This is a genomic window from Roseofilum acuticapitatum BLCC-M154 (assembly GCF_030068475.1).
GTDB classification, from domain to species: domain Bacteria; phylum Cyanobacteriota; class Cyanobacteriia; order Cyanobacteriales; family Desertifilaceae; genus Roseofilum; species Roseofilum acuticapitatum.
The window spans coordinates 18,758-39,471 of the sequence record NZ_JAQOSP010000059.1 but is presented as its reverse complement, the minus strand read 5'-3'; the positions used below and the strand labels follow the sequence as shown (position 1 = coordinate 39,471).

17 protein-coding genes are annotated in these 20,714 nt (G+C 39.9%); 11 read left to right on the top strand and 6 right to left on the bottom strand.

What is annotated here, in order from left to right; all coding sequences use genetic code 11:
- Positions 1 to 156 precede the first annotated feature (156 nt).
- Both rplI and gloB read right to left on the bottom strand, forming a co-directional pair.
- Entirely contained in the window at positions 157 to 615 is a 459-nt protein-coding gene (gene rplI / locus PMG71_RS08295; RefSeq protein ID WP_283753193.1) for a 50S ribosomal protein L9, read from the bottom strand.
- A gap of 96 nt (positions 616 to 711) precedes the next feature.
- The gene (gloB, locus tag PMG71_RS08290; RefSeq protein WP_283753192.1) at positions 712 to 1,485 is read right to left on the bottom strand and encodes a hydroxyacylglutathione hydrolase; all 774 of its coding nucleotides are present in this window, start codon (positions 1,483 to 1,485) and stop codon (positions 712 to 714) included.
- A 120-nt stretch (positions 1,486 to 1,605) separates the two neighbouring features.
- On the opposite strand from gloB, the gene PMG71_RS08285 reads away from it, so the two are divergent.
- Genes PMG71_RS08285 through PMG71_RS08275 form a run of 3 tightly spaced genes read left to right on the top strand, consistent with a single transcriptional unit; the run spans position 1,606 to position 5,125 of the window.
- On the top strand, positions 1,606 to 1,815 hold the full coding sequence (locus PMG71_RS08285) for a hypothetical protein (protein ID WP_283753191.1): 210 nt from the start codon (positions 1,606 to 1,608) through the stop codon (positions 1,813 to 1,815).
- Positions 1,816 to 1,859: 44 nt separating this feature from the next.
- A complete protein-coding gene (locus tag PMG71_RS08280) occupies positions 1,860 to 3,068 on the top strand; it encodes a glycosyltransferase family 4 protein (protein WP_283753190.1) in 1,209 nt (402 codons plus the stop codon).
- Positions 3,069 to 3,103: 35 nt separating this feature from the next.
- On the top strand, positions 3,104 to 5,125 hold the full coding sequence (locus tag PMG71_RS08275; RefSeq protein ID WP_283753189.1) for an ABC transporter ATP-binding protein: 2,022 nt from the start codon (positions 3,104 to 3,106) through the stop codon (positions 5,123 to 5,125).
- 51 nt (positions 5,126 to 5,176) lie between these two features.
- On the opposite strand, the gene PMG71_RS08270 is transcribed toward PMG71_RS08275, so the two are convergent.
- Positions 5,177 to 6,439, bottom strand: coding sequence for a glycosyltransferase (locus tag PMG71_RS08270; RefSeq protein WP_283753188.1), 1,263 nt, complete (start codon positions 6,437 to 6,439; stop codon positions 5,177 to 5,179).
- A 56-nt stretch (positions 6,440 to 6,495) separates the two neighbouring features.
- Complete coding sequence (locus tag PMG71_RS08265) at positions 6,496 to 7,542, bottom strand: glycosyltransferase family protein (protein WP_283753187.1); 1,047 nt, start codon at positions 7,540 to 7,542, stop codon at positions 6,496 to 6,498.
- Positions 7,543 to 7,794: 252 nt separating this feature from the next.
- On the opposite strand from PMG71_RS08265, the gene PMG71_RS08260 reads away from it, so the two are divergent.
- The 5 genes from PMG71_RS08260 (at position 7,795) to PMG71_RS08240 (ending at position 15,201) form a co-directional block, all read left to right on the top strand.
- Positions 7,795 to 8,904 carry a glycosyltransferase family protein gene (locus tag PMG71_RS08260; protein WP_283753186.1) on the top strand — a complete coding sequence of 370 codons (1,110 nt, stop codon included), beginning with the start codon at positions 7,795 to 7,797 and terminating at the stop codon, positions 8,902 to 8,904.
- A 21-nt stretch (positions 8,905 to 8,925) separates the two neighbouring features.
- The gene (locus PMG71_RS08255) at positions 8,926 to 9,837 is read left to right on the top strand and encodes a sulfotransferase family protein (protein ID WP_283753185.1); all 912 of its coding nucleotides are present in this window, start codon (positions 8,926 to 8,928) and stop codon (positions 9,835 to 9,837) included.
- Between the two features lie 4 nt (positions 9,838 to 9,841).
- On the top strand, positions 9,842 to 11,329 hold the full coding sequence (locus tag PMG71_RS08250) for an MBOAT family O-acyltransferase (RefSeq protein WP_283753184.1): 1,488 nt from the start codon (positions 9,842 to 9,844) through the stop codon (positions 11,327 to 11,329).
- Between the two features lie 7 nt (positions 11,330 to 11,336).
- On the top strand, positions 11,337 to 12,446 hold the full coding sequence (locus PMG71_RS08245) for a hypothetical protein (protein WP_283753183.1): 1,110 nt from the start codon (positions 11,337 to 11,339) through the stop codon (positions 12,444 to 12,446).
- An 82-nt stretch (positions 12,447 to 12,528) separates the two neighbouring features.
- Entirely contained in the window at positions 12,529 to 15,201 is a 2,673-nt protein-coding gene (locus tag PMG71_RS08240; RefSeq protein ID WP_283753182.1) for a non-ribosomal peptide synthetase, read from the top strand.
- 14 nt (positions 15,202 to 15,215) lie between these two features.
- Here PMG71_RS08240 and PMG71_RS08235 read toward each other — a convergent pair whose 3' ends face one another.
- A complete protein-coding gene (locus PMG71_RS08235) occupies positions 15,216 to 16,145 on the bottom strand; it encodes a sulfotransferase family protein (RefSeq protein ID WP_283753181.1) in 930 nt (309 codons plus the stop codon).
- Positions 16,146 to 16,461: 316 nt separating this feature from the next.
- On the bottom strand, positions 16,462 to 17,379 hold the full coding sequence (locus tag PMG71_RS08230; RefSeq protein WP_283753180.1) for a sulfotransferase family protein: 918 nt from the start codon (positions 17,377 to 17,379) through the stop codon (positions 16,462 to 16,464).
- Positions 17,380 to 17,578: 199 nt separating this feature from the next.
- Here PMG71_RS08230 and PMG71_RS08225 point away from each other — a divergent pair, with 199 nt between their 5' ends.
- From PMG71_RS08225 to PMG71_RS08215, 3 genes are all read left to right on the top strand, one after another.
- Positions 17,579 to 18,607, top strand: a complete 1,029-nt coding sequence (locus tag PMG71_RS08225) for a glycosyltransferase (RefSeq protein WP_283753179.1) — start codon at positions 17,579 to 17,581, stop codon at positions 18,605 to 18,607.
- Positions 18,608 to 18,759: 152 nt separating this feature from the next.
- Entirely contained in the window at positions 18,760 to 19,773 is a 1,014-nt protein-coding gene (locus tag PMG71_RS08220; protein ID WP_283753178.1) for an Npun_R2821/Npun_R2822 family protein, read from the top strand.
- A 2-nt stretch (positions 19,774 to 19,775) separates the two neighbouring features.
- Positions 19,776 to 20,690: an Npun_R2821/Npun_R2822 family protein gene (locus PMG71_RS08215; protein WP_283753177.1), complete on the top strand. Its 915-nt coding sequence runs from the start codon at positions 19,776 to 19,778 to the stop codon at positions 20,688 to 20,690.
- The last annotated feature ends 24 nt before the right edge of the window (positions 20,691 to 20,714 follow it).

Below are 20,714 nucleotides of genomic sequence, written 5' to 3'. Positions count from 1 at the left end.
GGGGACGGGACTCGGATATGGGAAGGATACGGGATATATATTATTTTCGCATGAGATTCCCTCTCCCTAAATCCCTCTCCCACGGGAGAGGGACTTTACTCCCCTTCTCCTGTGGGAGAAGGGGTTGGGGGATGAGGGCACAATATTCCCCTACCCCTAGAGGGCGGCAACTTGAATTTCAACAGTCGCGGTGACTTCGGGATGCAGTTTAATTTCGGCGTTATAGAAGCCGAGTTTGCTAATTTCGGGTAGGGTAATGCCCCGACGGTCTACTTCTTGGGCGGTAGTTTCGAGGATGACTTCGGCTACTTCTCGGTCGGTAACGGTTCCAAAAATAGCTTCTCCTTCGCCGACTTGTTTGCGAATGGTGAAGCGACCAATGGTTTCGAGGGCGGTTTTGCGGGCTTGGGCTTGGCGTTTTTCTTCAATTAAGCGCTGCCGTTCTTTTTCTTTGCGGATTTCGACTTGTTTGAGGATGCCTGGGGTGGCTCGTAAGGCAACACCGTGGGGGATGAGATAGTTACGGGCATAACCACGGGCTACTTCTACGACATCGCCAGATTTGCCGAGTTTGCTTACATCTTTGTTTAATACGATTTGTACTCTTTTGCTCATGATGAGTTAGGTTTTCTTGAGTAGGTTAAGTTGGATCAAAGTCTTTTATTATATCGGACTTTGGGGGCGATCGCAATTCTAGGATCGCCTCAAGTTCTAAAACAGGTCTTTTTTACCGCGAATGCGGCTAAAGGTTTGCACAGGATCGGTGCTGTCAGCAGCCGCTTGTAAACTGGGCTGATCCCAACGGAGGAAGGGGTTGGTGAGTTTTTCTAGACCGAGGAGGGAGGGGACGGTGGGTTGGTTGTTTTGCCTCTCTTCCTTGACGCTGGCAAATCTCTCTTGTAATTTGGGGTTATTTCCATCTACCGTTAGGGCAAATTTGAGGTTGTTAAGGGTGTATTCGTGGGCGCACCAAATTTGGGTGTTGTCGGGAAGCGCTCTTAATTTGCTCAGAGAATTAACCATTTGGGCTGGGGTTCCTTCAAAGAGGCGACCACATCCACCGGCAAATAGGGTGTCTCCACAGAAGAGGTTTCCGGGTTCGCTGGAGCTTTCTGGAGGGAAGTAGTAGGCAATATGGGCTTTGGTATGACCGGGTACGAAGAAGATTTGCGCTTCTTGGCCTAAAATGGTGGGGCGATCGCCGTCTTCGAGGAAAAAGTGTTGTCCGGGAATTCTTCCCCGGTCTACAGCACCGCCATAAACTTGAAGTTGGGGATATCGTTCTATTAACGTTTGGTTGCCGCCCACATGATCGCTATGATGATGGGTGTTTAAGATAGCGATTAGGTCTGCTCCTAGCTTCTCTAGGCAGTCTAGTACGGGTTGGGGTTGGGCTGGATCGACAACAGCAGCTTGATTGAGGTGGCGATCGTGTAAAACAAAGATATAGTTATCAGAAAGGGCAGGAAGTCGGTAAACTTGCATAGGGTCTCGATGGTACGCTTAATGAACTTCAGGATTGGCCTATTCTCTTCTATCGTAAGGGTAAGATAGTTAAGTGCTGTGTTGTTCGGTTCGCCTTCTAATTTAGTAGACTAACGCTTTATGTCCCGTTCTCCATCTAGCCAACCGAATTTAGTCACCCATCAAGTGGTGAAAGGAATTCTGGAAAGAGGTCAACTCACCCCGAAAGAATACTTAATTATCACCTCGGCTTTAATCTCGAATAGGGCACTGACTCAGGAGATGAAACAGGAAATTAATCGTATATTGGATGCTCTACAGACTGGACGGTTGAAATTAGTGGATTCTTAAGATATGAAAAAAATAGGACAAGAGAGAAAAGTATTTATATTGATATGTTGGGGCGATCGCCAGTGATGGAGACCAAATCGAGTCCATTGAAGATTTCTATACTCGTCAGCGACCTCTCACAAGCCGGGGCCGGCCGTTGGGGAGGAGCTGTCCGCACCTTTCTATTAGCCCAAGCCTTAACTCAATTAGGCCATGAAGTAGAAATCCTCGGATTTAGCTTTGGTGAACCCCCAGACACTTCTAAGTCGAAGTATCCCATGGTCTGTGTGCCCGGTGTCAACTATCCCGGTTTTTTCCGCTCTGCCCAAACCTTACTTAAAGCCATTCAAGGAGATATTCTATACGCCTTAAGACCAAAACCCACCAGTTTTGGTTTAGCCCTACTGAAAAAATTACAACGCCGTTGCCCTGTAATTTTAGATATAGATGATTGGGAATTGAGTTGGCATGGGGGAGACCAATGGCGCTATCATCCCAGCTTAAAACAGTTTGGCCGCGATATTCTCAAGCCAGAGGGAGCGCTGAGAATGCCCGATCATCCCCTGTATCTCAAGTGGATGGAAAATCAAGTCTCACTCGCTGATGCAGTAACTGTTCATACCCGATTTTTGCAGGATCGTTTTGGCGGGGTTTATGTCCCCAATGGTAAAGATACAACCCTGTTTAATCCCCAGAATTACGATCCCGAAGTGTCCAGAGAGCGCTACGGACTCTCAGACTATCGAGTGCTAATGTTTCCCGGAGCGCCAAGACCCTATAAAGGTATTGAGGATGTTTTACAGGCGTTAGATCAACTCAATCAACCGGATTTGCGAGTGGTCATTATTGGCGGGAGTCCCTATGATGATTATGACCGCCGTTTACAAGAGCGATGGGGACGTTGGATTATTCAGATTCCCAAACTGCCCTATGAGAAAATGCCAGAAGTTGTGTCTGCGGCCCATGTCGTCGTGGTTCCCCAACGGAATACCCCCGCAGCCTTAGCCCAGTTTCCGTTAAAATTAACCGATGCTATGGCTATGGGCAAACCGATTTTAGCCTCTAATGTGGGGGATTTACCAGAGATTTTAGGAGAAACTGGTTATTTAGTCGATCCGGAGTCTCCCGATCAGATTGCTAATCAGATTAATACTATTTTTACCCATCTAGATTTAGCCCATGAACAAGGTCAAAAAAGCCGTCAAAGATGTATGGAAAATTATAGTATTCAATCCATGTCAAAAACCTTAGAAGATTTACTGTATAAGCTTTGACTATGATTGTAAAAAATATATTGTAAAGAGTAAAAATGAACAAAATATCTTCTAGAGAGTTTGTACTTTCTTACTTAAAAAAATATCCTCTTCCGGTCATTGCAAATATTATCCTAGGATTTTCTGGAGCAATATTTAATGGTGTGAATACCGCCTTGATTATTCCAGTTGTTCTTCAGATTGTGGGACAAGAAGTGCAACTCAGAGGTGCGCCTCCTGCCCTAAAATTGCTCTTTACGCCATTTGAAGGGATACCTGAACGGTATCGACTGGTTGTGATGTTAGCATTTATTATCTTAACTATTGTCCTCAAGGAAGGGGTTAATTATTTGCGTGCTATTGTGGCAGCCGCGTACAAACGAAGAATCACGAATAGTATGAAGATTGATATTATGTCAACTCTTCTAGAAACGGATATTGATTTTTATAGTAAAAATAAGTTAGGTGATATTACTAAACGTTTAGGGAGTGATACAGGACAAACAACGACAGCCGTAAATTCTTATATAGATTTGACTATTCATTTAATTACTGCTTTCGTGTTTTTGTATTTCCTGATTTCGCTGTCTTGGCAGTTGACAATTATCTCGACTCTACTAATTGTTTTAGTGGCTGTGGTTAACCAAGGGATAATCAAACGGTCTAAGCGGTTGGGAAGAGAAGTATCCAATAAGCAAAAAACATACTCGATTAAGGTATTGGAAGTTTTGGGAGGAATTCGATTAGTTAAGTCAGTGGGGAATGAGCAGCAAGAGTTTGGTTTGATTAAGAAAATGATGCTTGATCTGGAGCAATTTAATTTCTTAGCGCAAAGCAATAGCTCTTTAATTAAGCCGATCAGTGAAATCACTAATATATTTACAGTTATCGCGATTTTATTAGTTGGTCGTACTTTTTTTGCGAGCCAACTAGAAAGTTTATCGGCTATATTACTTACTTATTTGTTTGTGTTGTTTCGGATGATGCCAGTGGTGAATCAAATTAATAATGTGCGAAATACTCTGGCTAAAGCATCAGGAAGTATAGATTATGCTTATGATATTTGGCGGCGAGATAATAAGCCGATTATGACTCAAGGGATTGTTCCGTTTAATGGGTTTAAGGATAAGATTCATTTTAAGGAGATATCTTTTGCATATCCCGGTCATAGTAATTTGGTAATTAAAAAGGCTGATTTGGTGTTACCGAGAGGGAAGAGTTTGGCGTTGGTAGGTTCGTCAGGAGCCGGAAAATCAACGTTTGCGGATTTGTTGCCTCGATTTTACGATCCGACGGAGGGTTCTATTCTGATTGATGGCCGAGATATTCGTGAGTTTGAGCTGCGAAGTTTGCGGCGATCGATGGGGATTGTCAGTCAAACGACGTTTCTGTTTAATGATACGGTACGCAATAATATTATCTATGCTCGTCCGGATGCGACGGAGGATGAGATGATAACGGCAGCGAAACAGGCTAATGCTTATGATTTTATTATGCAGTTGCCGAGACAGTGGGAGACGGAGGTGGGCGATCGCGGTGTTATGCTTTCTGGGGGACAACGGCAACGGTTGGCGATCGCCAGAGCGCTGCTGCAAGATCCGGATATCTTGATCTTAGACGAAGCCACCAGTGCGCTCGATACGGTGTCTGAACGTATCGTGCAGGAGGCGATCGATCATCTCAGTCGCGATCGTACCACCTTAGTTATTGCTCACCGCCTCTCCACCATTCAAAATGCTGACCAAATCGCTGTTTTAGATAAAGGTAAAGTGGTGGAACTTGGGACTCACCAGGAATTATTAGAAAAAGAGGGATTGTATCATCGTCTGCATTCCATGCAATTTTCAGAAACAGAAGAGATCGAATCTACTGGCCCGCAAAAGATTGACTATGAAACCCTATCTAAAGCTTCCTACGAAGCCAGAACTCAACTCAATTCCATGATTGGCTCTTTAAGATTACTAGCCGATGAGATTGTCGATACCCCAGAAGAACAATTAGAATTGACAGAAGAGGCCTATCGTTCAGCCATTAATCTACTGAGAACCTTTGAGATTTTTGAAAATAAGCTACGCTAAATCAAGACCTAAAATAAATCCCTGTATCAGAAATGAAAGATGATGTTCAGGCTAGGTATTCGATCCCAATAAACTAATATACTCTTCGGCGGCATCCTTCCAAGTCCAAAGAGATAGTTTTTCTTCTACTTGTTCTGGAAGTAACTTACTTTTAGGATTATTAATAAATCTTTCCATGCAGAGAGCTAAAGCCTCTGCATCTCCTGGAGGGAAAAACTCAACTTGATCAGAACATTGATAAAGTTTAACTTGCTCTTGAAACACTTCTAAATCTGAAGCAATAACCGGTAAACCTCTTGCAATTGCTTCAGAAAGAGCCAAACCAAAACCCTCATATTGTGACGGTATAACTACACAAGAGCAATGCTGATACCAATATTCTACCTGTTCATACTCTCCATAACCCAAACCTTTAAAATACTGTTCAACTAAATCAGCATTTTCTACATAGACTTGATGACATTGCTTTAAATAATTAGAATATTCTTGGGTACTACTTTGCTGTGACAGGCTTAAACCTCCATTGACTAAAGCATCTGTTTCTTTACCTGTCAGTACAACCTGAAACTGAAGTTTTTTCTGGGCAACCTTTATCCCGCTCCTCAGTAGAGTTAAGTGATCCTTATAAATTCCAAATGAAGAAGGAAAGTAAAATGTAATTAGAGCATTAGAGTTAAGAATTGTCTTTCTATTATCTTCCGTTTTACGGATTGCTACTCCAGCATTAGGAATGGGTTTAATTTTAGATGAGAAACCCGGAAAAACTGATATTATATCAGTCTTTGTCTTTTGAGAAACGGTAAAAGTAATATCAGATTTTTTTAGCCATTCTAATAAACTTTGATCATACTCTCTCATATAATGTTCTGGATAGGTCATGGGAGCAAACCTCCAAAAAACATCATGAGCGATCATTCCCAAGGGAATTTTCAGGTCAGGTGGAGTTAATCGATTGGTTAAAACATATAAACAATGGGTAGCTTGATACTTGTCAATTAATCCATTCAGTGCATTACGCTTAGACTGCCTGCTTCTTATTTTCTTTATTTTTTTCTCTATTTTTTTTAATTTCAATATCTTTGATCCTGAAATCAAAATCTTCCAAAAGGATAAAAATATGTTTTTATTCGGAGCAAAAGATTCATAAACTATGCTCTCAGAAGAGGGTAGAATTTTTTGAAAATAATTAATATCTTTTTTGGGTAAAACTATAATTATTTTTTCTATTTTTTTAGAAAATTCTTCGATCAAAGAGATGATCACTCGCTCTACACCACCAGAGCGATAATATTCAATCGGGATAATTAACTTCATATCAGTTAAGTGAGCCACCTTTACAAAAAGACAAAATCAAAGATTCCACTTAAATCCTACTGATTTTTTAACCAAATAGGAGCAATTTTTTCCCAGGTCTCTTCTTGAGTTAATTGCTTAAATTGTTCGCGAATTAACTGTAATTTTTCTGGGTCTTCTCGCAGTAACTCTATCACTTTATAAGCTACTGCTTCTTGGGTTTCCTGAGATTCTGGGTCTCCAGAAACCTTGATTCCATAAGGTTTTTCACCTAAAGCAGCTAAGTCAGTCATGACGGGAATACAACCGACCATGGCTGATTCACGTACAGAAATACAATCAATTTCTGGATAGGTACAACCATAATAATGAATCGATGAGGTTGATTTTTCCTCAAGAATCTTATCTTGGGAAACGCGGCCATGATCAAAAACCCCTGGTTGACTCATTAGATCAACCATTTTTTTTCTCCACTCAGCATGTTTGGGTTGATTATCTCGCTTGGTAAACCCATAGTACAAGTGAAGTTCTGCTTCAGGGATTTCCCGTTTAATAATCGGCCATCCGTAGGTTAGCATATACTCTAGCCCTCGATAGTAGCGGGAACCATAGATTAACTTGTAGGGATTTTTGGGTTGATTATATAAATTACTGATGTCTTCACTGACTCCGTTGTGAATGACGACAAATTTATCATCATTAAACTGGGGCAATAATTTCCGTTGATAATTGCTCTTAGAAAAGATTTTGTCAAAGGGTTCTAATCGTTCTGTTGTAAAGGCTTTAGCTGGGCCTAGGGTATCATGCCAATCTAACCAAAGGTTTTTGGTATTAATGGGATACTGTACTAAGGTGGAATGTCTCCAAATGATCACCGTATCGAAGCGATCGCACCAATTGAATTTATAATAGTTCACATATTTTACGCCATCATAGGTTCCCTCCTGATCGCCACAATTGCTATATACGGTGACTTCATGCCCCAACTTTGCCCATTCCCTAGCCAGATAAATCACAGCAGCATGAGAACCGCTTGCACCTACTTTCAAGCTATCCGGAGTTAAGCCTTCATGATGGTTACCTGTATAATAAACAATTGAATCAGTAGACCATGTTTTAGCCATTATTTTCTTATACAGAGTCTGAAGATTAGGAAAACTTTGCTTAACCCATTCTTTAATTTTTTTCATGAGCTGTGCTTTATATAATGGAGATAGTGAAGATTTCTTTATTTTCTGTCTCTAGTATAGACAGGTCGTTTATGATTGGTATGGTCGATTAAGAGATGGTCAAAAGCGTCAATCATTTCCGACAGTTGAACCAGAACTTGCTAATATCATAACTATATCACAACGGATGGACTAGGTATGTGTTTTATGAAGATTTATCAACAAGCACTAAGTAATATCATGTCAAAAATAAAACTTACCGGACAGTACTTAAGACCTAAAGTATGGCCAAATAAGTCTATTGTTTACTATACTGGAGCAACCCAAAGAGTATGGACTCCAGAGACGTTGAAAGTGGGTCTGGGTGGATCGGAAACTGCTATCATACAGCTAACTAAAGTTTGGGTAAAATTAGGATATACAGTAACTGTTTACAATAATTGTGGTACAGAAGCCGGAATATATGATGGAGTGGAGTATCGCCACTATTCTGAGTTCAATCAATACGATGAATTTGATATATTAATTATTTGGCGCTATCCTTGGCGACTATATGCCCGAACTAAAGCCAAGAGAATTTGGTTAGATTTGCATGAAGTCATGCAGCCCGATCAGGTCACTAAATCTAAACTGAAGAATTTTGATTGCGTGTTTGTCAAATCAGCTTACCACAGAAGTTTATTACCAGAAATAGAGGAAACAACGATCGCGATCATCCCGAATGGAGTCGATCCATCTTACTTTGAGTATAGTAAATGTTATAAAGATCCTTACAAATTGGTTTACGCATCCAATTATATTAGAGGATTGGAAAGAATGTTGCAATATGGCTGGCCGATCATTAAGAAAGAAATTCCAGAAGCTCATCTACATATATATTATGGTTGGTCTGGCAATGATTTTAGTAAACCAGAAGTTCAAGCCTGGAAAGAAAAAATGATAGCATTAATGAACCAATCTGGTGTCACTGACCATGGTAGAATCGGAGTGGAAAAGTTAATCCAAGAAAAATCCACAGCATCGATTCATTACTATGGCTGTACCTTCCAAGAAATAGATTGTATTTCAGTCCGGGAATCGGCTGCCGTGGGTTGTGTTCCCGTCACAACTGATTATGTGGCACTGAGTGAAAAGAACTATTGCATGAAAGCACCAGGTAATCCTTACAAGCAAACGACTCAAGAAGCGGTAGCGATGAAAATTATAGAGTTATTAAATAATCAGGATAGATTAGAAGAAATCCGTCAAGAATTTCAGCAACTTGCACAAGAAGAAACTTGGGAGAATAGTGCTAAACTTTGGTTAAACTACCATTGATTGATATGAGGATTTACTGTTATGACGATGCCTAATTTTTTGCTCATTGGTGCTGCCAAAGCAGGGACGACATCTCTGTATTATTATTTGAAGCAACATCCGGAAATTTACGTTCCCTCCGGATATAGCAAAGAACCCGATTTTTTTGCCCTAGAAGGTGAACCCTTAGAATATCCAGGGCCCCAAGGTACATTTAAGATGAACGATCGCGTTACCGATCTCGACACTTACCGATCGCTTTTTGACCCCGTGACGACCGAAAAGGCGATCGGGGAAGCCTCAACTGTATACATTTATAGTGAAAAAGCACCGGAACGGATACAACACTATATCCCAGACGTGAAACTGATCGCCATTCTTCGCGATCCAGTAGAACGAGCATTCTCACACTATTTATACTGGGCATCCCAGGGATTTGAACCCCATACAGACTTTGATTTTAATCAAGCCATTCAAGCAGAAGAGACACGCATTTCTCAAGGTTGGAGTCACAATTGGCATTATATCAAACGAGGATTTTACTATACCCAACTAAAGCGCTACTTTGACCGCTTTGATGCGAGTCAAATCAGAATCTATCTCTATGAAGATCTCATCAAAGATAAGTTAGCCGTAGCCCAAAATATATTTGAATTTTTAGGTGTCGATAAAACCTTTACGCCAAATTTCACCAAAACTCACAATAAAACAGAGGTTCCTAAAAATCGAACTGTCAATACACTCCTCAATCGACCCAATCCCATTAAAGCAGTCTTAAAACCCCTCTTACCTACTGGACTACGCAAGCGTCTCGCTACTAATCTCAAGCAGCGTAACCAAGGAAAACCCAAACTCCCTGACAAAACTAGGAAGCAACTTATTAACCTTTATCGACAAGATATTCTGCAACTGCAAGACTTAATTAACCGAGATCTTTCCAATTGGCTAGAGTAATCCTATGCTATTTAATTCCCACGTCTTTATTCTCTTATTTTTACCCCTTACCTTAATTATTTTTTTTGGTCTAGCTAAATTTCGACTCACTTTAGCAGCGATGATTTGGCTAGTGGCTACCTCCCTCTTTTTCTATGCCTACTGGAATGTAGCCTATTTGCCGCTACTGGTAATTTCCATTCTCACTAACTTTTTCATCGGTAGAACTCTATCAAGAACAGAGCATGGAAGTCAACAGGCTAAACTCTTATTAATCAGTGGTGTCTGTATCAACTTAGGATTTATCGGATACTACAAATACGCAGGATTTTTAGCTCAATCGATGAATGGCATCTTGAATACCGATCTTCCAGTGCCCAACATTGTCCTGCCCCTAGCCATTTCCTTTTATACCTTTACCCAAATTGCTTATCTCGTTGATGCCTATCGTGGGGAAACCAAAAAATACGGCGTTCTTGAATACAGTTTATTTGTGTCTTTTTTCCCTCAACTCATTGCTGGCCCGATTCTCCGTCATGATGAACTGATCCCACAATTTTGGCAGAAGCGTAAATTTATTTTCTCCGATCGCAACTTTGCCAGAGGACTAACCCTGTTCACCTTGGGCTTGAGTAAAAAAATGCTCATTGCAGACCGTCTTTCCCCTTGGGTGGCAGACGTATTCGATCATGCAAGCCAGGTGAGTTTTGTAGAAGCCTGGGTAGGAGCATTATGCTATACGCTACAACTGTATTTCGACTTTTCCGGCTACTCAGATATGGCGATCGGCTTGGGATGGATGTTTAATATTGAATTGCCGATTAACTTTGATTCTCCCTACAAAGCAACCTCCATTGCTGATTTTTGGCGCAGGTGGCATATTACCCTCTCAAACTTTCTCCGGGATTATCTGTATATTCCACTAGGAGGAAACCGTAAAGGAGAACTAAGGCGAAATTTGAATTTAATGATTACTATGTTCTTAGGAGGACTTTGGCATGGTGCAGGTTGGACATTTGTGGTCTGGGGAGGACTTCACGGTTTATACCTCGTTATAGACCGGCAATGGCAACGACTGCGTATTAAATTACCTTGGTTTCTTGCATGGTTCATTACCTTTTTTGCTGTGGTGATGAGTTGGATCTTATTTCGATCGACGAGCTTTCAAGATGCTGCCTTCATGATTCAATCAGTTACTGGAATGAAAGGTATTGTTTTACCCGGTAAGTTTGAGTCACTTTTATCTTGGCTCACTCCTTTGGGTGTAGAATTCAAGGGACAAGAAGTGCTATCAGCACTACCCTATCTTCCAGGAACCGATGCTACAACTTTAGGCATCAATTTGGGAACCATTATCGCCTTACTTGCACTGGTAATTTGGTGTCCAAATACCCAAGAAATAATGGAAAAGTTTCAACCTAAATGGTGGTGGGCAGTTGGAGCGGGTACGATGGTTTTTGTGTGTTTACTCTCCTTGAATCAAGTCAGCGAGTTCTTATATTTTCAATTCTGAGGTGAAGATGAAGCCTTATCGTAGTTTTACTCTGATCTTGTTGTCAGTAGCAGCAAGCGGATCGTGTCTAGTTGCCCTCTTTAATGCAATTATTGATCCTTTCGGCATTATCAAGATCCTAGTTATTCCAGGAATTAATCAGTCTAAGCCTGCAACTGTAGATAACACTAGATTATATAAGGCAGTAGACCTAACTCGTCAAGATGCTAAAACCATATTTTTAGGGGCATCTCGCGTAGAAACAGCCTTTGATGTAGAGCATCCAGCATTACAAACATATCAACCTGTTTATAATTTAGCTATGCAAGGAATGACGTTTTATGAGCAAAGACGTTATTTGGAATATGCTATTCAAACACAAGAAAATATTCAAGTCGTTATTCTAGGCATAGATTTATGGCTTCTAGAAGATCCCTATTTAAGGAAAACCGGTTTTAAAGAAGATAGGTTGCAACAACAAGGTTTGCCGTTATCAGAATCTCTAGAAATTAATTTTTCTTGGGATACGTTTAGTAAAAGTCTTGAATCTATTAAAGCTAATTTAGACAAACCAGATTACGAATACTATAACTCTAAAGGCGTTCGCGATACTGACTATGTGAAATATAGGAATGTGAAGTTTACTTCTTGGCTTCCAGGAATAATTAATAATCCAAAGGATAAAATATTTCCATTTGCTTTAGAAAATCTCAGTATTATTGTTGATTTATGTCGAGAAAATAACCTGAATTTGATAGCCTTTATTACACCACCTCACGTTACTCAATTTGAAGCTATGTATATGTCAGGTAGTGAAGCAGTTATAGAACAAGGGAAGCGAGAGATTGTTAATATACTCCCAGTTTGGGACTTTTCTGGCTATAACAGTATAACTACGGAATTCATCACCGATCAAATGACTAAATACAGGGATAGTTCTCATTTTACAATGCACGTTGGAGACTTGATTCTCAATCGGATTTTACAGTATAATCAAGAAATAGTGCCGGAAGATTTTGGTATTATGATTGCTCAAGAGAATATTGAAGAGCATTTGGAAGACATTCGTAAACAAAGAAATATCTGGAGGAAGGACAATCCAGATGTCGTGACAATGTTAGAAGGACTAAAGCGATAGCAAAATACGACTCATTTCAATTTAAAGAAGAGAAAACCGTGGCTATAAGCTATTATATATCTATCTATGGAGTAAAATTACTATGAAACTATTTCAAAGTTTATGGGAAGAGCAAGTCCAGCAAAGCCCCAATGCGATCGCCCTCGAATGTAATGATGTGCAGTTAACATATGAGCAACTCAATTACCAAGTGAATCAACTGGCACATTATTTACAAAGCTTAGGGGTAAAACCAGAAGTCCGTGTCGGCATCTGTGCCGAACGCTCTTTGGAGTTAATTATAGGCATTTTAGGGATTTGGAAAGCAGGAGGAGCTTATATTCCACTCGATCCGAAATATCCTAAAGAACGCTCGGAATTTATTCTTCAGGAAACAGAAATTTCTTGGTTACTTACCCAAGAACATTTACGAGAGGGGTTTCCTAGTTATTTGGGAAAAATAATAAATTTAGATACAGATCGTTCTCTTTTGAGATCCTATCCACAGGATAATCCCTTAAGAACTGTTCAACCCGATAACCTGGCTTACATTATCTACACATCAGGATCAACCGGTAAACCCAAGGGAGTACAAATTACTCAGGAAAATGTTAGCTATTACCTGAAGGGACTAACAGATGTTTTCCCTATTACAGAACAAGACTACTACTTACATACTGCTTCCTTCTCGTTTTCTTCGTCTTTACGTCAACTCCTATTTCCCTTATGTAAAGGAGCAAAAGTTATTGTTGCCACTGATGAATACATTAAAAATCCACTCCAGTTGTTTCAATTCATCATAGATAAAAAGGTAACTGTATTTGATACAGTTGCGTCAGTTTGGCGCTACGGGATTCAATCTTTAGACACTCTTCCTCTCGAAAAGCAAAATTTGCTCCACTCTAGTCAGTTGCGGTTTCTTGTCTTTTCAGGTGGTCTTTTACCTTGTCCTCTCCTGAAAAAAGTTCGCCGTCAATTTCCGATAAACAAACAACCACAAGTTTTTAATCTTTATGGTCAGACAGAAACTCTAGGAGTTTGTGCCAATTGTGTCCCTGAAGACTTTGAACGAGATTCTGGTTATGTACCGGTTGTGGGGAAACTTTACGATCACAATTGTATTCACGTGGTGGATGAAAACCTTAATCTTCTACCTATGGGTGAAATTGGGGAATTGGCGATTTCTGGAAAAAATCTGGCACGAGGCTATCTCAACCGCCCCCAAGATAATGAGGCCAAATTTATTTCTAATCCTTTCTCAGAAGATCCCTTTAATCGGCTTTTTCGCTCTGGGGATGTGGCTCGTATTTTAGAAAGCGGTGGTTTAGAAATTCTTGGGCGAGTAGATTTTCAAGTTAAAATCCGTGGAATGCGAGTCGAAACTGGTGAGATTGAAGCTGTTCTAGAAAATCATCCCCAGATTAAACAATCTGTTGTTTCTGCCCATGAAACTCTTCAAGGAGAAACTCAACTGGTTGCCTATTTAATCCCCAAATCTGGCCTTACCATGGCTGTTCACTCTTCTTTAAAGGAAGAATTACGACATGAGATTCAAGGCAAGCTCCCTGACTATATGATACCTGCCCATTTCATGTTCTTAGATGCTCTACCTCTAACACCAAATGGTAAATTAGATCGTCGTGCTTTGCCAGAACCAAGCCGCGATAACTTAGAATTAACTCAGCAGTTTATCCCTCCTAGCAACGAAATTGAAGGCCAATTGGTAGAAATTTGGGAAAAATGGTTGGAGCAAAAGCCTATTGGGATTTGCGATCATTTCTTTGAAATTGGCGGACATTCCCTATTAGCTGCCCAAATTTTCTCTGAAATTGAACAAACCTTGGGGGTGAAGCTTCCTCTGGCTTTACTGATGAAAGCACCAACGATCAAAGAAATAGCAGAAATATTGCAAAGCGATCGCTTCACTGATGCCTGGTCATCGTTAGTTCCAATTCAGCCCAATGGCGATAATCCTCCCTTCTTTGTTAGTCATGGGATAGGAGGAAATGTTCTTAATTATAGCAACTTAGCAATTGAATTAGGTTTGCATCAACCGTTATATGGTTTACAAGCACAAGGTCTTGATGGCAAAACCCAACCTTTAACTACTATTGAAGCTATAGCTGCTCGTAATATTCAAACAATGCAAGCATTGCAAGCTCAAGGTCCTTACTTGATTGGAGGTTACTCTTTTGGTGGTCTAGTAGCTTTTGAAATGGCACAACAACTCAGACAACAAGGCCAGGAAATTGCTCTGCTTGTCATTCTTGATAGCCATAGCCCCTATGCTCTTGAACGTATTCACACCACACCTCTTTCACCCTATGAACGACTCGCTCGGCATTGGAGAAGATTTTCTCAACAAGGTTTTGAGTATCTTGTTGAACGTTGGCAAGATCGTATGAAGGGTATGGCTTCATCTTCTAAGGCTTTCGACCAACTTCCTTCTGAAGACTGGTTGCCTAAAGATGATGGCACAAATATTGTGATTCAAACCAGTCATTTTATTCGGAAAGTCAATAGAGCTGCAAAAAGCCGCTATACTCCTACCATCTATGATGGCAAAATTACACTATTTCGCTCCAGGTTAGGACGACCCATACCAGAAGGATGGAAACTTGATCCACTACTAGGTTGGAGAAAAATGACTTCTGTTGGTGTAGAAGTTTATGATGTACCAGGCAACCATGGCTCTTTTATGGATTACCCTAATGTACTTGAGCTGGCCCAAAAGTTGAACCAGTGCCTCCAGAACGCAAGATCAGACTTGAATTAAAACTTAGTCATTACTTATATGTCTAAGTTCCATTCATAAGGTTTATTAAGTTCTCCAGCAATCTGATTAAACACTTGTAAATTTTCTGGTGATAACTCTTGCTTCCATCGCATGTCTAGCTTGATTTTAAATTCTGGGTCTTGATAGTATTGACCATGACTTTCCATGTTTTTTTGTTTTTTCCCCTTGTATTTTGCAATTAAAGCATTTGCTCCTCGACTGCCAACAACATGATGATGATCGTGCTTCCAGTATTCGATCATATCCGGGACAAACTCAATATCTAACCAATGGCATATATGTTGCAACACTTTGTGAGGATTGGTGGCCATTTCTTCATAGCGAATTGCTAACTTTCTATCATCTGAAAAATTATTGTAAAATTCACTTTGCTCTTTAAAAAGATTAACCCATTGATGACTGAGGTTTTCTATGGAGTCTTTCTTAAACCGGAGATAGGAGTTAATAACTGCTCGACCATCTCGTACATTATATAAGAGGTAAGCATCAATTTTATTTTGCCTAAATTCCCTAGCCTTCAATTTATTGGAGATCCAACTCACTTCCTTGCTAGAATCAGTCAGAATAGATTGTTTAGTTTTAGAAAAAAGTATAGTATAGGGATTAAGAATTTCGTCATTCCCTAACCATTCTCGAACTAGGCGTTCAAGTTTTAAAGGAATATATCGATGCAATCTGTGATTGCTCATTCCTGCTGCAAATTGCTTTAATTCTGCCTTTGTAAAATTATCTAGCCAAAAGGTACTATCTTCAGGATACCAAAAGTCTCTTCCTTTTTGTACCATCTGAGGAAGCTTGCTGATTTCACCTAATGAAAACGCATCTGGGTGACTGCCAATCATCAATTCAACTAAGGTTGATCCTGAGCGACCCATACTTATTACAAAAACAACTTTATTTCTTCTATCTATTTTTTTGATCATAAATGACAATTTTATATTATTTTGTACTATATATTTTCCTCCTTTAGGTTATCATGTTTATTTATAATTGTCAATAATTAAGGGTGATCACTTAATCCATAGATTCACTCTGTTAAGCGATGATAAACTTTATTTTTGATATCACAAAAATATTGATGATTGCTTCATTCCTCACTTAATATGAGAGGGTACAAGAGTTATTCAAAAATATCTCTAAACAAAGATATTTGGGGAAAAAGAAAGCAAACTTTCATCAGTAGACCTTACCCTTATATCTATAAGGTTCATGATTTAATTACCTTCTCATCCTCTTTGCTCAATTGTACTCATAGGGTTGGTTAACTGCTCCAGCAATACGGTTGAATATTTCTAAGTTCTCTGGTGATAGCTCTTTTTTCCAGCGTAAATCTAATTTAATTGATAAATCTCGTTTTTCGTAATACTCTCCATGAACTTCACGCACTTTATCTAGTATTTCTTTCCCTTGGTAGCGTCTAATTAAAGAGTAAGTTCCATCGTTGCCAGAAATGTCATGGTGATCGTATTTCCAGTACTCTAGCATATCCTCTATAAATTCTATGCCAATCCATTGGCAAATGGTTTGAATGGTTTGGTGTGGTTGACTGGCCAAGTCTTCATAGGCAATTTCTATTTTTTTATCTTCTTTAAATGAATGAAAATAAGCCTGCCTTCCCTTCGTCTTTTGTACCCAACCCTCAGTAAAGTCTACAACGTCCATATCTTGGAATCTGCGTAGGAAAGAATTAAGGACTGCTCTTCCATCTCTAACTAAATGTAATAAATAGGCTTCAACTTCCCCAGATCTAAATTCTCTAGCCTTAAGCTTCTTTTCCACAAAGGGGTAAAATTTAGTGGCATCGATTATTACTTCTTCATTAAGTTTAGAAAACATTAAGCTATAGGGATTAAAGACTTGGTCGTTGCCTAAGAATTCTCGAACTCTTTTTTCTATTTTTAAAGGAATATAGGGTGTTGCACGAGTGTCCCCTAAGCCAATAGAGAGTTGCTTTATACCTTCTTTGCCAAAGGTTTCTTCCCAAAAATCTGAATTACGGTTAATACAGTCTAGGAAAGCTCCGTTTCTGTAGCGGTTAGGCAGATTTCCAAATTCTCCAGCAGAAAAGCACTGAGGATGACTCCCCAGAATGACGGAAAGAAGGCTAGAGCCAGAGTGTCCTGCTGAGATGATAAACAAAACTTTTTTGGTATTCATTAAACTTAAGTTTAGAGAAAATTATGATTATAGATTTTTTTGATGCAAGTTGTTGCTTGACATAAATCAAACAAACAAATAGTAACATAACATTTATATCTTTATTTGTCAATAATTTTGATTTTGTATATGGAGTGATCCTAATAATTGTATAATTGATCTAATTTATTAGGGATCAGACGAGCTGGAGTTAACTTTGATGATCGAGAACCTACCTAAAATATACTTTTATATTCCTCGCAGAGATTGGCCAAAAATCATTCCTGATAGAGCAGAAGAGCTGCGTCCAGCAAATGTTCTAGGGAGTTGGATTTTACAAACTTATTTGCGTTTGTACGAAAGTGGATTTTCTTGCCAGTTGGTTTCAGAAATGCCAAAGGAGGGGATCGTAGTTGCTTATCGGTACTCTTTGCCTTATGAAGCAAAACCTCCTGCCGATCTCCTTTGGGTGTGTGTGAAGGGAGATCAAAATTCTCATCCTTACGCACCAATTCATGTGGTTCAGAATGCTTGTGAAGTTGATTCCCCTCCTTTACAGATCCAATCTGTGGATGAAGATAGATACTTGTTACCAAGTAAGCGATTTTACTTGCCCCATTGGCCTCAAGCTGGCGTTATTCCGAGAAACCCCGAAAGAGGCGATCGCTTTGAGAATGTGGCTTACTTTGGTATTACTTATAACTTAGCTCCTGAACTTTGTCAACCCCAATGGCAGGAACAGCTCAAGAAAATGGGGTTAAACTGGCGACGAGAGAAAGAGCGCGATCGCTGGCACGACTATAGTGAAGTAGACGCTATCCTTGCTGTGCGCTCATTTAACGATAACACAGATTATCCTTGGAAACCAGCATCAAAACTCTTCAACGCTTGGAACGCAGGAGTTCCAGCGATTTTAGGACGTGAGTCTGCCTTTCAGGGAGAGAGAAAAAGTGAGCTGGACTACATCGAAGTCAATAGCTATGAAGATACCGTGAATGCGCTGAAACGTCTGCGAGATGATATGCAATTTCGCCAAGCGATGATGAACAATTGTAAACAACGGGCGCAAGAAATCACTCCAGAGAATATTACTAAGAAATGGCAAGATTTTTTACTCGAAACTTGCGTTCCTGCCTATGAAGAATGGCGAAATTTATCCAATTGGCAACGTCAAAAATTTTTCATGGGTCGTTATCTAGCCCTCAAGTTGAATAATTTACAGCGACGAATTCTATCTTTGAAGAGATAAAAAAATCACGAATGATAAAAAACTGATTGTCTTTATCTTTGTTTTTAGACAGGTTGTAAACCCTACAAACCTTGCCAAAGGAAGAATCTATCAGTCATAATGGAGACGAATCTATTTTTGCGTCATGTCTGTGACCTACAGATCGTAAGCTTATGACTGATGGAATTTACACCCTTGCCAATGATGTTGTCTACGATCAAGTTGTAGCTCTTTTAAACAGTATTGAAGTTAATCTCAGTCCAGAGTTTCCCGTTTGGATTATTCCCTACGATAACCGCTTAGATCGAATTCAGGAGTTAGTCAAAAGTCGAAACAATGTCGAGCTTCTTTCTGATGAGGCTATTCTTTCTCGATGGGAAGATTTTGCGTATGAAATTTGGAAGAGACATCCTTCAGCCTTAGCAAATTGGCAATCAAGAGGAATTGAAGGAGTCAATCGTTTAGGGATGCATCGGAGATTTTGTGCTTTTGATGAAGACAGTCCTTTAGAAAACTTCATTTATTGTGATGGTGATGTTCTGGTTCTCAATCAGTTAGATTTTGTTTTCGATCGCATCCATGATAAAGATTTCGTGGTCTATGATTTCCAATACAAAGATCTTAGCCATGTTTACAATATTCACTCTGAAAAAGTCGGGGAGATTTTTCCACAAGAGCGTTTAAGTTCAGAAATTTTTTGTGCAGGTTTTTATGCATCTAAACGGGGATTATTTCCCCAAGAAACGCGAGAGTGGTTACTCCAGCAATTGGAATCAGGTGAAGCAGAAATCTTATACCCCAATGGGCCGGATCAGTCTATCCTTAACTATATGACCATGCGTTGCGATCGCCCAGCCTACAACTTTTCTCTGCAACTTCCCAAAGAGCAAACGACTGGATGTTCTGTCACTTCTCCTCACTTTGAGCAACGGGGTCATTTGCTCTATGATAAAGGAGTACAGCTCACTTACCTACACTATATCGGTATATCCTCTAAGGTATTCACTAGACTCTGTGCGGGAGAAAACTTAGACTTTCCCTATCGAGATATCTTCTTGCACTATCGCTATTTGCACGAACCAGAAAAGCGACCCCAGTTTGTGGGTAAACCTAAACCTTATAATGCACCCCCTACGTTTATAGATAAAGTGTTGCGTAAATTAGGAATGAAGACCTCTAGGAAATAATCATGAACCAAGGAATTTACATTGTAGCGAACAATAAAGTTAAAGAGAATGCGATCGCCCTCTTAAACAGTATTCGCATGTACGATCCTGGCATTACAGTTTACATGATACCCTTCAATGAGGAATATCAAGAAACCGCCCAAATCCTGGGAGAGAAACATAATGTTCAGGTTTTTCCAGATTTAGATCTTGTAGAAGAATTTACTAGCAAAATTGGCGAGATATTCGATCGGGACTTTCTGGCCTTACCCAACAAAATGCGAAAGCTCGTTGCGTGGTTCGGCCCCCTAGACGACTTTCTCTATATCGATACGGATATCATCGTCTTTGAAAAGATGTCCGATATCCTCTCTTACTTATCAGACTATGGGTTTATCTGTTGCGATTATCATCACTCTGGACGAGGATTACAAGATATTTTTTCGCCCTTAGTCAAAGAACAAAATCTCTTTACGGAAGCAGAATTACAAGATGTTTTTAATAGTGGCTTTTGGGCCTCTAAAAAAACGGCTTTTTCTCAAGAGCAGATGTATACTCTTCTGCAAGAATGTGCCCAACATCGAGAATACTTTGATTTTTCCTCCCAAGTCACTGACCAACCCATTCTCAACTACCTGGTTCTCAAATCAATTCCTAAACGTTTAAACTTGGTGAAACTACCAGAAGGAGTGCCGGGAAGTTGGGCAGGATCAAGCCATTTTGAAGAAAAAGATCATGTTTTGTATGATAAAGGCAAGCGATTAATGTATCTGCATTGGGCTGGAAGTCCCATGAGACAAGGTGGCCCTTATAGGCAATTATGGAGATATTACCGCTATCTCGGAGATCCCAATCCTCCGGCTGACCCTCCAGCACCTAAACCGGAACCGCAATGGAGACAAAAACTGAGAAACATTAAGAAAACCATCCTCGGTTAATTCATCTCTTATAATTGTGCAGGA